The organism is uncultured Peptoniphilus sp., from assembly GCF_946998875.1.
Taxonomy (GTDB): domain Bacteria; phylum Bacillota; class Clostridia; order Tissierellales; family Peptoniphilaceae; genus Peptoniphilus_A.
On sequence record NZ_CAMQAY010000001.1, the window covers coordinates 208,800 to 222,676 of the forward strand.

The 13,877-nt window shown below is 35.8% G+C and carries 12 protein-coding genes; 7 read left to right on the plus strand and 5 right to left on the minus strand.

The annotated features are described in order from the left end of the window. Nucleotides 1-50: 50 nt before the first annotated feature. Nucleotides 51-1,004 (plus strand): thioredoxin-disulfide reductase, encoded by a 954-nt coding sequence (gene trxB / locus Q0U74_RS01010; RefSeq protein ID WP_297392076.1) that lies wholly within the window; start codon nt 51-53, stop codon nt 1,002-1,004. 68 nt (nt 1,005-1,072) lie between these two features. Here trxB and Q0U74_RS01015 read toward each other — a convergent pair whose 3' ends face one another. From Q0U74_RS01015 to Q0U74_RS01025, 3 genes are all read right to left on the minus strand, one after another. Then, nucleotides 1,073-2,422: an MATE family efflux transporter gene (locus Q0U74_RS01015; protein WP_297392079.1), complete on the minus strand. Its 1,350-nt coding sequence runs from the start codon at nt 2,420-2,422 to the stop codon at nt 1,073-1,075. Between the two features lie 186 nt (nt 2,423-2,608). Then, the gene (locus Q0U74_RS01020; RefSeq protein WP_297392081.1) at nt 2,609-3,694 is read right to left on the minus strand and encodes a Xaa-Pro peptidase family protein; all 1,086 of its coding nucleotides are present in this window, start codon (nt 3,692-3,694) and stop codon (nt 2,609-2,611) included. A 105-nt stretch (nt 3,695-3,799) separates the two neighbouring features. Then, a complete protein-coding gene (locus Q0U74_RS01025; protein WP_297392083.1) occupies nt 3,800-4,495 on the minus strand; it encodes an endolytic transglycosylase MltG in 696 nt (231 codons plus the stop codon). A 73-nt stretch (nt 4,496-4,568) separates the two neighbouring features. Between Q0U74_RS01025 and Q0U74_RS01030 the strand changes: the two genes are divergently transcribed. Genes Q0U74_RS01030 through Q0U74_RS01045 form a run of 4 tightly spaced genes read left to right on the plus strand, consistent with a single transcriptional unit; the run spans nt 4,569 to nt 9,365 of the window. Continuing rightward, nucleotides 4,569-5,558 (plus strand): RluA family pseudouridine synthase, encoded by a 990-nt coding sequence (locus Q0U74_RS01030; protein WP_297392085.1) that lies wholly within the window; start codon nt 4,569-4,571, stop codon nt 5,556-5,558. Continuing rightward, nucleotides 5,539-8,133 carry a PD-(D/E)XK nuclease family protein gene (locus Q0U74_RS01035; protein WP_297392087.1) on the plus strand — a complete coding sequence of 865 codons (2,595 nt, stop codon included), beginning with the start codon at nt 5,539-5,541 and terminating at the stop codon, nt 8,131-8,133. Before Q0U74_RS01030 ends, Q0U74_RS01035 begins: the two co-directional genes overlap by 20 nt. Further along, nucleotides 8,134-8,679: a 5-formyltetrahydrofolate cyclo-ligase gene (locus Q0U74_RS01040; protein WP_297392089.1), complete on the plus strand. Its 546-nt coding sequence runs from the start codon at nt 8,134-8,136 to the stop codon at nt 8,677-8,679. Next, entirely contained in the window at nt 8,676-9,365 is a 690-nt protein-coding gene (locus Q0U74_RS01045; protein WP_297392091.1) for a CPBP family intramembrane glutamic endopeptidase, read from the plus strand. The genes Q0U74_RS01040 and Q0U74_RS01045 overlap by 4 nt, the downstream gene beginning before the upstream one ends. Before the next feature lie 74 nt (nt 9,366-9,439). Here the strand turns inward: Q0U74_RS01045 and Q0U74_RS01050 are convergent, their stop codons facing one another. Next, the gene (locus Q0U74_RS01050) at nt 9,440-10,324 is read right to left on the minus strand and encodes a YitT family protein (RefSeq protein WP_297392093.1); all 885 of its coding nucleotides are present in this window, start codon (nt 10,322-10,324) and stop codon (nt 9,440-9,442) included. A gap of 113 nt (nt 10,325-10,437) precedes the next feature. Here Q0U74_RS01050 and Q0U74_RS01055 point away from each other — a divergent pair, with 113 nt between their 5' ends. Beyond that, nucleotides 10,438-10,590 (plus strand): hypothetical protein, encoded by a 153-nt coding sequence (locus Q0U74_RS01055; protein ID WP_297392095.1) that lies wholly within the window; start codon nt 10,438-10,440, stop codon nt 10,588-10,590. Nucleotides 10,591-10,719: 129 nt separating this feature from the next. Further along, nucleotides 10,720-11,985 carry a Glu/Leu/Phe/Val dehydrogenase gene (locus Q0U74_RS01060; RefSeq protein WP_297392098.1) on the plus strand — a complete coding sequence of 422 codons (1,266 nt, stop codon included), beginning with the start codon at nt 10,720-10,722 and terminating at the stop codon, nt 11,983-11,985. 153 nt (nt 11,986-12,138) lie between these two features. On the opposite strand, the gene Q0U74_RS01065 is transcribed toward Q0U74_RS01060, so the two are convergent. After that, a complete protein-coding gene (locus Q0U74_RS01065) occupies nt 12,139-13,875 on the minus strand; it encodes an NADH-dependent [FeFe] hydrogenase, group A6 (RefSeq protein WP_297392100.1) in 1,737 nt (578 codons plus the stop codon). Nucleotides 13,876-13,877: the final 2 nt, after the last annotated feature.

Genomic DNA, 13,877 nt, shown 5'->3' on the forward strand with positions numbered 1-13,877 from the left:
TATATACAAAAAAATTTTTTTGGGTATAATATTTATATTGGAGGGATTGCATGTACGATATTATTATAATCGGCGGAGGTCCTGCTGGTTTATCTGCAGGTCTATATGCTGCTAGAAGTAAAAAGAAAACTTTAATTATAGAAAAGGGAATCGAAGGCGGACAAATCGCTGAGACTACTAATGTTGAAAATTATCCAGGGATTGACTCCATTGATGGCGTTGAACTTGGTAAGAGAATGGCTGATCAAGCGAAAAAGTTTGGGGCAGAAATTGTCATGGACGAAGTTGAAGACATTGAACTTGAAGGCAAGGTCAAAAAGATCAAGGGTCATGTGGATTCTTACGAAGCCAAGGCTCTTATAATTGCAACAGGTGCTTCTCCAAGGGAAATTGGAGCTCCTGGTGAAAAAGAATACAAGGGTCGTGGCGTAAGCTACTGCTCAACTTGTGACGCTGCTTTCTACGAAGATGAAACTGTTTATGTTGTTGGCGGCGGCGACTCTGCTGTTCAAGAGGCAATTTTTATCACAAACTTTGCCAAGAAAGTTTACATCATTCACAGAAGAGATGAGCTTAGGGCTTCAAAGGTGCTTCAAGAAAAGGCCTTTAAGAATGACAAAATTGATTTTATTTGGAATACTACTGTTAAGGAAATAAAGGGCGACAAAATTGTCAATGAAATGATTTTAAAGGACACTAAGACTGGCGAGGAAAGATCTATCAAGGCTGATGATCCTTTCGGCATCTTTGTCTTCATCGGCTATGTTCCTAAGACAGAATTGTTTAAGGGCAAGCTTCAATTAACAGATGATGGCTACATCAAAACTGACGAAGAGATGAGGACAAATGTGGCTGGCGTTTTTGCAGCAGGAGATATTAGAAAGAAGACTGTTCGCCAAGTTGTAAATGCAGCTGGTGACGGTGCAGTTGCTGCTATGAATGCGCAAAAGTATATTGACGAAGAAGAAGGAAATCTTTACGAAGGTTTCAAGGAAAATAAATAAAAATTTGCAAAAAAAAAACATTGCTTGAAGTAAATTTCAAACAATGTTTTTTTATTGCCTTATATAATTTATTTTGTCCAATCTGCCTTTAGGGTGTATCCCACCATGAGGACTGCGCCAAGAGTCCAAGAGATGGGATAGAGGAGGTAGACATTTTCTATTGCCATGTAATGTGGAATTACAAATTTTGCGGCGAGAATCCTAAAGAGACAAAGGGACAAGAGCATTATTATCATTGGTGGAAGTGTCCTTCCAGTGCCTCTCACTGTGCCTGCCAAGGAGTGGAGGATGGCAAGAAGAAAGTAGAAGGGACAGAAAAATTTTGTGGCGAGAACTCCTGCCGCAATCACATCAGGCTCCTTTGTAAAGAGGGCGATGACTCTAGGTGCAAAGTTATAAAGCATGGTGCCAGAGATAATTGTGTAGAATATAGTCATAAGAAGGGTAGTCCACATGCCCTTCTTCACTCTGTCGATTTTGCCTGCCCCATAGTTTTGCCCTGCAAAGGTAGTTATGGCAAGGCTTAGGCTTAGTATGGGAAGGATGTTAAAGCCATCAATTTTTATAAAGGCACCGAAGCCTGCCATGGGCATGGCACCAAAGAAATTGACACTAGACTGCATAATTACATTGGATAGAGATATTACTGTGCCTTGAATTGCTGTTGGTATGCCAACTTTTATTATGCGAAGTGCCATGTCAGCCTGAATTTTTATCTTCTTCAAGTGAACTTTATAGATTTCAGGAACTCTTAGCAAAAACAAAAGTGCCAGTAGGGCTGAAATGAATTGGCTGATGTTTGTGGCAATGGCTGCACCTCTTACGCCCATGGCAAAATTTTTTATGAATAAAAAATCTAGGACTACATTTGTAGCTGATGCTATAAAAAGGTATAAAAGGGAGCGCTTTGAATTTCCAACAGCATTTAGTATGCCAGCCTCCATGTTGTAGATGACATTAAAGACAAGACCCAGAGAAAAAACTCGAAGGTATTGGATAGACTCGGGCATGACTTCACTTGGCGTCTGCATCTTTTCCAAGAGCCAGGGGGCAAAGATGTAGCCCAAGATGGAAATCACAAGGCCAAGGACTAGGGAAAGAGCCATGGAAGTGTGGATGGAGACTCTCACATCCTTTCTCGCATTAGAGCCAAGGGACTGGGCAACTATTATGCCAGATCCCACAGCTATGCCTTGAGCAAAGGATATAAGTAGATTTATTAGTGCTGTGCTTGAGCCAACGGCTGCCAAGGCACTACTTCCCACGAAGTTTCCAACTATCATGGAGTCAATGGTATTGTAGGTTTGTTGAAGGAGGTTGCCAAGGATTAAGGGTATAGAGAAGATGAGAATTGTCTTCCAAATACTTCCTTCAGTCATTAAATTTTTCTCAATATTTGTAATTTCTTTTTCTTTCACTTTAATCCTTCCATTATTTTAAATTCATTTTTTGAAAATTTTATTAGGAATAAATAACATTGTACTTGAAAAGATAAAAAATTACAAAGTCATGGATTTATTAGAAAATTTTTATAGACTTGCAATAATTTTTTCGATTTATAAAAAAATCCCATTAATAGGAGACCTATTAATGGGATAAAAATTTTATTCTATAGGAACTACTTTTAAGTCCTTTGATACATGGTTTAATACTTCTGGACCATCTTCTGTTATTAGGACAAGGTCTTCTATGCGGACGCCAATGCCTTCATCTAAGAGATAAATGCCTGGCTCAACGGAAAAGATTTGTCCAACTTCTATGATGCTGTCGTTTACTGATGATACATCGCCTGCTTCGTGTGTTTCAAGTCCAATGGAGTGGCCTGTTCTGTGAGTGAAGTATTTGCCATAGCCCTTTTCTTCGATGTAGGACCTTGCGGCCTTATCAACATCTGACATCTTGTTGCCAGCTTTTGCTGCTTTTATGCCGCGAAGGTTGGCTTCCTTTACTATTTCATAAATTTCACGAGCCCTGTCACTTACTTCGCCAATGAAAACTGTGCGAGTCATGTCTGATGCGTAATTTTTATACATTCCTCCAATGTCAAGGACTACGCAGTCGCCAAGCTTTCCACAAGTATCGTCTGTAAAGTGATGAGGGTCAGCAGCTGATCTTCCGTAGGCTGTAATTGGCTCAAAGGAAACTTCTTCCACGCCATGAGCCTTATAAATTTCCTTTAGCTTGGCGCTTAGTTCCTTTTCATTTAGTCCCTTAACAACCCAAGGTATTATTTCTTCCATAACCTTGTCATTTATTTCAGAAGATTCACGCATAAGCCTTATTTCTTCTTCATCCTTAACGCGTCTTACAGCGTCAACTATGTCTGAGCCGTTTATATATTTTTTGTCAGGGAAAATTTCTTGAAGGCGAAGCAAAAATTTTGCAGACCAAAACTTGTCAATGCCAATGACTTCATCTTCCTTGATGTATTTTGACAACTTTTCAATGCCATCTTCCACATCGTTATACCAAATTAGGTCGGCACCGATTTCACCATCTTGTGGGAAGAGTTCGTTTATCAAAAGTTTTATGTCGCCATCCTTGTGAAGGTAAAGGGCAAGGGCTCTTTCGCCTGGCTCAATTTTTCTATCAAGTAGATAAAAAATTGCATAAGGGTCACTTATTATCATGTGAGCCAAATTATTTTCTTCCATTTTTTTTATTAGTCTATCAATTCTATTTTTGTGCATAATATCCTCCATTCTTTTTTAAAATATATCACAAAATGCTTATAATATCCATGGACTAGAGCCAGGAATAAAATTTTTCAAAAAAAATCTGCGGTTTCCCACAGATTATTTTTCTTCCAGTGATTTAATTATGTTTGCCACCTTTGAAGGCATGAGTATTTCGTGACTTCCTGGAGCAAATTTTGTAACGCCAAGATTATTGCAGCTAGCTATAAAGTCATTAGGCGATTTAATTACGCCAATTTCCATTAAAGTATTTGCAACATCAGCTGGGCTTGCGCCTTCAGCAATGTTTATCTTGAAGCTTTGAAGACTTGTGTTTGAAACTATGGCAAGAACTTCACGCACAGTTAGTTCTTTACTTAAGTCGTAAGCGCCAGGAACAATTTTATCGCCAATTTGCATGTCGTCTACTAGTGCCTTGTAGGCATTTAAATCTTTTATTAGCCCATTTTCCATTAAAATTTTGCCAAGCCCATCGGCATTTGTGCCTTCAGGAATAGTAATTTTACTTGTCGCCATATTTTCTGCTGTCTCTTCTTTTTCTTCATCATCATCAATTACCACTATTGGCTTTACATATTCTTCTTCTCTAAGACCAGTGGCAACTAAAATTTCGTTGACGGTCTTAGAAAACTCGTCGCCTATGCCAATACTTACATTGCGATGAGAAATTGAATTTACATAAAGGCATTCCATTCTCCACTTGATTACGAAAACCAAGAAGAGGAAAAATAAAATTGACAAGATAACTTGCAAAAATTTAATAAAAAAGAGTTTGCCTCTGTTAATATTTTTCAAAATAAACCTCTTTTCAACTTGTTTTGATATAATTATAACAGTAAAGTTAAAAAATGAAAAGTTTGGAGATCTTATGCGAGAAATTATTGTAAATAAAAATGACCAGGGTAGAAGGCTTGACAGGTTCTTAAAAATTTATTTTGAGAAGGCACCTCTATCCTTCATATATAAAAATTTGAGAAAGAAAAATATTGTCCTAAATGGTAAAAAGGCAAAGCCTGAAGATATTTTGTCTGATGGTGATGAAATTAAATTATTTTTGTCAGAGGATACAATAAATAAATTTAAAAAAGATATTAAGAAGTCAAAAAATTCTAAGTTGCCAGATATTTTGTATGAAGATGAGGATATTATTTTGGTAAAAAAACCAGTTAACATGCTCACTCACAACGACAGCAGTTCTTACCAGGACAATGCCCTTGACAGGATGGTGGACTATTTAATAGCAAGGGGCGACTACAGCCCAAGGCTTGAAAAATCCTTTAGACCTGCCTTTGTAAATAGGCTTGATAGAAACACTTCTGGGATTTTAATTGGGGCAAAAAATTTAAAGACTCTGCAAATTTTAAATGAAGCCATAAAAAATCGCCAGATTAAAAAATATTATGTGACTCTTGTCTTTGGCAGAGTGAAAAAAGATTTTGATGTGGACATAAATTTAGTAAAAACTGCAAATAATGTCATGAAAAAATCGGGTAAAGATGAGGGCAAGAGGTCTATTACAAAATTTCACCTCCTAAAAAATAAGGGGGACTACTCCCTTCTTTCAGTCAATTTGATAACGGGAAGGACCCACCAAATCAGGGCATCCTTAAAGGAAAAAAATCTCTTTATCATTGGCGACAGAAAGTATGGTCATGAAGGGGTCAATAAAATTTTCAGAGACAAGGGACTGGACAGTCAATTCCTCCACAATTATTCCATAGTTTTTGACTCAGAAAAACTTGAAAGTTTAAGGGGCAAAAAATTTATTTATCTGCCAGGAGAAAAGATGACAAGTATTGCTGAAGAAATTTTCGGCGTAAATTTAGGTGATTTATTAAATGAAAAAAATAATTTTTAGAAACCCAAGGGAAAAATTAGATTTTGAAAATTTAAAGGGTGAGAAGACTCTTGTCATCTTGCCCTCTCAGTCTGCAATAAATTTTTACATAAGGGATATGCTAAAAAAGGGCATTGACATAACAAAGACGGAATTCGAAACTTTTGACGGCATTGGTAAAAAGAATAGGAAGAAAAAGCCCGACTCAATTTTAAAATACATCATCCTCTCAAAAATTTTGAAAAATAGTTTTAGGGACATGGAAATTTTTCCAGAGACAGTGGACATTGTCTTGGACTTTTTTGACGACCTATGCGAAAACAATTTGTCTAGTGAGGACATTTTAAAAATTGATGGGGAAATTTTTAAGGAGCTTTCTAAAGTTTTTGAGCTTTATAAGGCATATTTTGATGATAAAGGCTACGACCTTTACGGAAGACTAAAGGATTCTTCTGTGGAAAAGAGTCCCTACGACAGCATAATTATCTCTGGCTTTTTGGAATTTAGAAAAAATGAAGAGGAAATTATAGAAAAACTTGCTGACCTGTCAGACAAAAATATTTACCTTGACCTGCCCTTTAATTTTATAAAATCTGATTTGATTTCTTCCACTATAAGTAGCCTAGAGGACCTTGGCTTTATTTTAGAGGAGTCAGAATTTTTGGACTACAAAGAGGACTTAAAGAAGAAGGATATAAAAATTATTTCATCAGATAAGGATTTTTACAATTTATTTTTCTCACAGCTAAAACTTTTGTTAAAGGACAAGGAGGTGGGGGACCTTGGCATCTTAAGTGGCTCAAAAAGTCTTGCTGAAAAGATAAAATCCAGGGAATTCTTTGAGGGGCTTGAATTTAATGTAAAAAGCAGTGAAAAATCCCTTCTTGAAAGCGAATTTTTAATCCTCATGGACTATTTTTTAAATAAAAATAAAGAAGGCAGCTTAAAAAGAGTGAGACTAATATATTTCCCTCTTGATGTAGATGAAATTTCACTGGAAAAGGCACTGATGACCTACAATTTTAAGAACTTATCTGACATAGACTTTTCAAATGTAAAAAGCCTTGAAGTAAATACAGATTCTCCAGAAAATTTTTTTGCTGGTCTAGACTTTTTGCAAAAAGAAAAAATAGATGACCTTGGGACTTTAGATTATTACATCAAATTTTTTGAAAATTATTTAGAGTCTGCAAGGGAAAAAATAAGGGAAGAAGTAGAAAAAAATCCAGAGACTTTGGCACTTCGTGATCTGAGATTTCTTGACAAAATGGAAGAAAATTTTTCTAAGATGAAAAATCTCTCTTCACTATACAAGGAGATTTCACTTTTTGATTTTGTCTTGATCACGAAAAAATACCTTGAAAAGTCAAAACTTGATGAAGTTCAAAACTTAGAGGGCATAGAAATCGCATCTTATGCTGCAAACTATTATAGGGACTTTAAAAATTTAATTTTAATTGGCTTTGACAAAAATTTTGAGAGAAAAAATAAAAATAACTTCCTTTACAATAGGGAAGGGGAAAAGGACATGGAGAGGATTGGCCTTGTAAGGGACAATTTTAAGCGGGATTACATCTATCTCGTCTACGATTTGCTTTCATCAGATAAAATTTTTATTTTAATTGAGGACCACAAGAAGGGACTTTCAAAACTTTTAAACACCTTGATTTATGACTTAGACTTAAAAATTAAAGATCACGAAAAAATTTACACCACATCAAAGCTTGACCTGGACTATGAGAGTCATGATTTAGACTACAAGGTTTCTGCCGCTGAACTTAGTGGCATCAACAAAAAAATTAAGGATAGAAATTATTCTGTCACAGATTTTGATATTTTAAAGGACTGTCCAAGGAGATTTCTCTTTGAGAGAGTTTATAAAATTGAAAGATTGGAAAAGGAATATGAGGAAAAATATTATTTAAGTGAGGGGGACAAGTTCCACCACATTTTGGAGAAATATTTTAAGAGTGAAAGAGATTTAAATATAAATACTTTAAAAAAATTAATTCTCCAGGAAGAAAATTTGGGGGACTTTAAGGATTTGTCCTTCCTTGAAAAAATTTCTGTCATAAATTCCTTTAAGATCTTAAGGAATTACATTGAGAAGGACTTGGAAGAGCAGAAAAAATATGGCTTTAGCCCAAAATATTTTGAAGAGGGCTTTGTAACTGATGTCAGTGGACTAAAAGTAAAGGGCAGAATCGACAGAATTGACGCCTTGGGAGACCAAGAAATTTTAATTGACTACAAGAGGTCCAAGGGCAGGACGAGAAAGGAAATAGAAGATTTAAAATCTTTTCAAATGCCTCTTTATGCTATAGCCAGAAGAAAAGTGGGTAAGAAAATAGCAAGTGCCACTTACGGCTCTGTGAAAAGGGCAGAGATTGCCACTGTTATAAAAAATTCTGACCTCTTGCCAAGAGACGACAAGAAGAAAAATTATTTTTCCTCTGAAGACTTGGCTGTACTATTAAAAAATGTTGAAGATGAAATAATTAGAATGACCAAGAGCATAAGAGCAGGGGATTATACGTCCACTAGCACTTGCGAAAATTGCGACTACAGAGAAATTTGCGAGAATAAGGAGATTTAAATGGATAAAAAAGAACTTAGAAAAAAATATACAAAAGTTAGAGCAGAAGTTCAAGATAGAGATGAAAAAAATAAAAAAATTAGGGAAAATCTTAAAAATTTAGAAATTTACAAGAAGGCAAAGTCTGTTTTTGTTTTTATTTCCTATAAAAGTGAAGTTGACACAAAAAAAATCATCGACGACATAATTAAGGATGGCAAAAAACTTTTGGTGCCACTTGTAAAGGGCAGGGACATGATTGCAGTTGAAGTAAAGGGAATAGAAGACTTAGAGGCAAATAAAATGGGAATCCTTGAGCCAAAGTCTGGCGAAGAAGTTCTTGATGTGGACTTAACTATTACGCCGGGTCTTGCCTTTGATAGTGAGGGCTATAGACTTGGCTACGGCGGAGGCTACTACGACAAATTTTTTGCCAAAGTGGACACTATAAGAATGGGCATTGGCTATTCTGATCAAATTGTAGAAGAAGTCCCTCATGAAGATTACGACAAAAAATTAAATTATCTTTTGACAGATAAGGGCTTAATCGAGTTTGATGCTAAATGAAAAGACACTACCCTAAGATAGAAGCAAAGACCTGGAAGTGGCTCCTTGCCCTTGTAATTTCTGTTGGCTCCTTTTATGGAGTTAGCCTTTTATTTTACGCACTTAAGGTAAAAAATGAAATTGTCTATGCCCTAGCCATAAGTATTTTATGTCTACTTTCACTTTTAGTAGTGGACAAAAATTTTATCAAAAAAATATTTTTGCCCATAAAGATGAAGGACCTAGGCTACATTGTTATTGGTCTTGGCTTTTCTGTAGTGGCAGTTATAATTTCTGCTATTGCAGTAGAAAGGCTGGGCATAAAGGGTGCTACCAATCCAATATTTGATGTGCTTACGCCAGATAATTTTAAGAGCTTTTTTGTCTCAACAACAATTCAATTTATTGCAGAAGAAATTATTTTTATTATTCCCTTTTTGTTTGTCATAAATAAAATGAAGACGAAAAATAATATTTTAAAGACAACTTTAGCTATTCTTCTTTCATCAGTTATCTTCGGCGCAATGCACCTTTCAACTTATAATTTTAACCTGCTTCAAGCAGTCCTTATAATTTCAATAATAAGGACGGGTCTATCCATGTCCTATGTTCTTTCAAAAAATTTAAGCGTCACCTATGTCATTCACATAATTTACGACTGGAGCTTGATTTTAATCTATCTTGCAGCAGGACAAATGATACAATAAATAAAACCACGAGTTTTAAATTTTAAAGCCCGTGGTTTTTTTACGCGAAAATTAAATTTTAAATTGAATAAAGCTTAAACTGAAAGCTCTTTAAAGCCCTTGCCCAAAATTTCTGAAGTGTCAGAGACGGAGACAAAGGCATCGGGGTCGATCTCTTTTATAATTTGTCTAAGCTTAACAAGTTGTTTGGAAGAGCAGACTACATACAAAATGTTGACATCCTTCTTTTTGTAAGAAGTGATTCCCTTGATGTAAGTTGCACCTCTGTGAACTTCCTTGTAAATTTCTCTTGCAATCTCTTCGTTCTTTTCAGAAATGGCAAGGACTTGCTTTTGTTTTCCAACTCCAAGTTGAATTTTATCTACAACATTGTAGTTTATAAACATAAGGATTAAAGTAAAGAGGACCTTGTCTATGGAAAAGAAATAGCCAAGAGAGCTTACTATTATAAAGTTGATGCCCATTAGGACACTTCCTATAGTGATGTTAAATTTCTTTTTAAGAATTGCCGCTACTATGTCAAGACCTCCCGTTGATGTTCCGTTTCGAAAGGCAATGCCCATGCCAATACCATTTAAGAGACCACCAAAGATTGAGGCAAGGATTGGTTCCTTTGTAATGTAAAAACCTGGCAAGATTTTTTGATAAAAGGAAGCAAAAATAGATAGGAGCAAAATCGATAGGGTAGAGAAAAATGTAAAGTCTCTATCTAAAAAGAAAAAGCTCAAAAGAGATGTTGGTATATTTAATATAAATATTAGCAAAGGAAGACTTATGCCTGTTACATTAGATGTCAAAATACTAAGACCAGTCAAGCCTCCAGATATCAATAAATTTGGTTTTATTATGTAAACTATAGAAAAAGATACTATTAAAGTGCAGACAATTACTGATAGAAGTTTTCTCTGAAAAGTTTTAGAAAAAATCCATTTTTTTAAACTCATTGCACCTGAGTTCATAAAATCACCTCATAAGCTATGATACACTAAAACCATGAGAATTTTAAGTAAAAAATGAAATAAAAATTCTAAAAAAACCTTATTGTAAGGCAAATTTCTTTTAAAGAATTTATATGAATTTAGTGAAAATGATTACCCTAAAAAATGATAAAATTATTGGCGAAAATGGAAATAAAAAGGGACTTAGAATTAAGGAAAGAAAGAAAAAAAATTTTACCATTGTTTACGATTTGCATTATTATTTGCCAAAAAAAATTAAAATTTAAAGCTATAAGTACAAAAATAAACAATTCGTTAAAGTTAATTCCACAACTTGAACTTAATATTTCTATTTGATATAATTATGGCTGTAAGAAATGGTTATCATGATTATACATAAAGGAGAGTGTTTTAAAATGACAGATACTTTAAATCCGTTAGTAGCAGCTCAACAAAAAGTTAAGGCTGCATGTGACAAGCTAGGTTGTGACCCAGCTGTTTATGAAATTCTAAAAGAACCTGAAAGAGTAATTGAAATTTCTATCCCAGTAAAGATGGATGATGGTTCAGTTAAAACTTTCAAAGGTTGGAGATCAGCTCACTCAACAGCAGTTGGTCCAGCTAAAGGTGGAGTTAGATTCCATCCAAATGTATGCCTAGACGAAGTTAAGGCTCTTTCACTTTGGATGACTTTCAAAGGTGGCGCACTTGGCCTTCCATACGGTGGAGGAAAAGGTGGAATTTGTGTTGACCCATCAGAACTTTCTGACAGAGAATTAGAACAACTTTGTAGAGGTTGGGTAAGAGGTCTTTACAAATACCTTGGAGAAAGAATTGATATTCCAGCACCAGACGTTAACACTAACGGACAAATCATGTCTTGGTTTATTGATGAATACATCAAAGTAAACGGAGACAGACAAGATATTGGAACTTTCACAGGTAAACCAGTTGGACTTGGTGGATCTGAAGGAAGAAACGAAGCAACAGGATTTGGTGTTGCTGTAGTAACTAGAGAAGCTGCTAAACGTGAAGGAATTGATTTCAAACACGCTAAGATTGCAGTTCAAGGTTTCGGTAACGTTGGATCTTTCACAGTTAAAAACATTGAAAGACAAGGCGGAAAAGTTTACGCTCTAGCTGAATGGGACAAAAAAGAAGGAAACTACGCTCTATACAATGAAAATGGACTAGATTTCAAAAAACTTATTGAATATAAGAACGAACACCACACACTAATCGGTTACCCAGATGCAAAACAAATTTCTGCAGATGAATTCTGGACAGGTCAATGGGATATCTTAATTCCAGCTGCTCTTGAAAATGTAATCACTGGTGATGTAGCTCAAAAACTTAATGTTAAATTAGTTTGTGAAGCAGCTAACGGACCTACTACTCCAGAAGGAGATAAAGTTCTTGCTGAAAGAGGAATTCCTCTAACTCCAGACATTTTAACTAACTCAGGTGGAGTTCTTGTTTCTTATTACGAATGGGTTCAAAACCAATACGGAATGTACTGGACTGAAGCTGAAGTAGAAGAAAAACAAGAAGCTGACATGATGAAAGCTATCAAAGGCGTATTCGGAGTTTGTGATGAATATGATGTAGTTCCTAGAGAAGGAGTTTACATGTACGCTATCCAATCTATCGATAAAGCTATGAAACTTAGAGGATGGTATTAATCCTCGGGCTTAAATGAAAAGCTTAATAAAATGACTAAAAACCGCAGCATATGTTGCGGTTTTTTTGTTTAAATTTATTTTTAAATATTTATTTTGCAAGAAAAAAGTGGAGAAAATATCATTGCCTCCACTTTTTTATTTATAAAAATTATATTATATTTTTTCTCTTGGAATATATGATGTGTGAAGCAAATCGTGGGCTCTTTCGCCATAAGGCCTTCCTAGATAATTTTTGTAGATTTCTTTTATCATTGGATTTTCATGAGCCTTTCTAATTTTTTTATTTTTGTCAATTTCGTAAAGTGCCCTTTGTCTTTTCAAAAGAATTTCTTCGTGACCATGGTGGTAAGGTTGACCGCCGCCACCAATGCAGCCGCCAGGGCAAGCCATAATTTCTATGGCTTGGAAGTCGTACTTCTTGCTCTTTATTCCATCTAATAATTTTCTGGCGTTGCCAAGTCCGTGAGCTATGCCAACTTTTAAGTTCAAGTCGCCAATTTTAACTTCTGCACCTCTTATGCCCTTAAGACCTCTTAATTCTTCAAATTCAATTTTTTCTAGCTCTTCGCCAGTTAACCATTCGCTGGCAGTTCTTATGGCTGCTTCAATTACTCCGCCAGTTGTGCCAAAAATTGTTCCAGCACCGGAAGATTCGCCCATTAATTTATCAAATTTGCCTTCTTCAAGTCCGTTAAAGTCTATGCCGTAAAGTTTTATCATTCTTCCAAGCTCTCTAGTTGAAAGGACATAGTCCACATCGCGAATATCCTTTGTTCCAAGTTCTGATCTTGCTGCTTCAGCCTTCTTTGCTGTGCAAGGCATTACTGAAACCATGACAATGTCCTTGGCAGGGATGCCTGTTTTATTTGCGTAATAAGTTTTTACCATGGAGCCCATCATAATTTGTGGGGACTTACAGCTTGAAGGTATGTCTAACATATCAGGATAATTCATTTCTATAAATCTAACCCAGGCAGGGCAGCAGGAAGTCAAAATTGGAAGAGTTTTGTTGTTTTTAATTCTGTCAACAAGTTCGCTTGCCTCTTCCATAACTGTCAAGTCGGCTGAAAAGTCTGTGTCAAAGACTACATCAAAGCCAAGCTTTCTAAGAGCAGTGACAAGTTTTCCTGTTGTAACTTGTCCTGGCTCCATGTCAAAGAGTTCTCCAATGGCAACTCTAATTGATGGGGCAACTTGTACTACTACATGCTTCTTTGGATTTTTTATGGCATTAAAAACTTTTGCCGTTGCATCAATTTCTACTATTGCACCTGTTGGGCAAACTGCCACACATTGTCCGCAGAAGGTACAGGAACTTTCTCTTAGGGGAATGTTAAAGGCAGGGGCAACTATGGCATCGAAACCACGATTTAGTCCGCTAAGTGTTCCCACAGTTTGAACTTCGTTACACATTGTTTCGCATCTTCTGCACATTACACATTTATTTGGATTTCTGTAAATGGAGTTGGAAGATGCATCCACCTTATGTTGCATTCTCTCGCCCTTGTAGGCAATTTCTCTTATGCCCATTTTTTCTGCCAAGGCTTGAAGTTCGCAGTTTAAATTTTTGGGACATACTAGGCAGTCCTTAGGGTGGTTGGAAAGGAGAAGCTCTAGGTTAATTTTTCTCGCTTCAACTGCCCTTGGCGTGTCAGTATTTACTATCATGCCTTCAGTTATTTCTTCAGAGCAAGCTGTGCAAAGTTTTGGCCTTCCCACAACTTCAACCATACAAATTCTACAGCTTGAAGGTTTATTTTCATAATTAAAGTTAGGAAGCTTCATATGACAAAGTGTAGGGATGTCGATGCCAATTTCTTTTGCAGCTTCTAAGATTGTCGTGCCTTCATTAACTTTCAAGTTTTTATCATTAATAACACAATTTATCATAA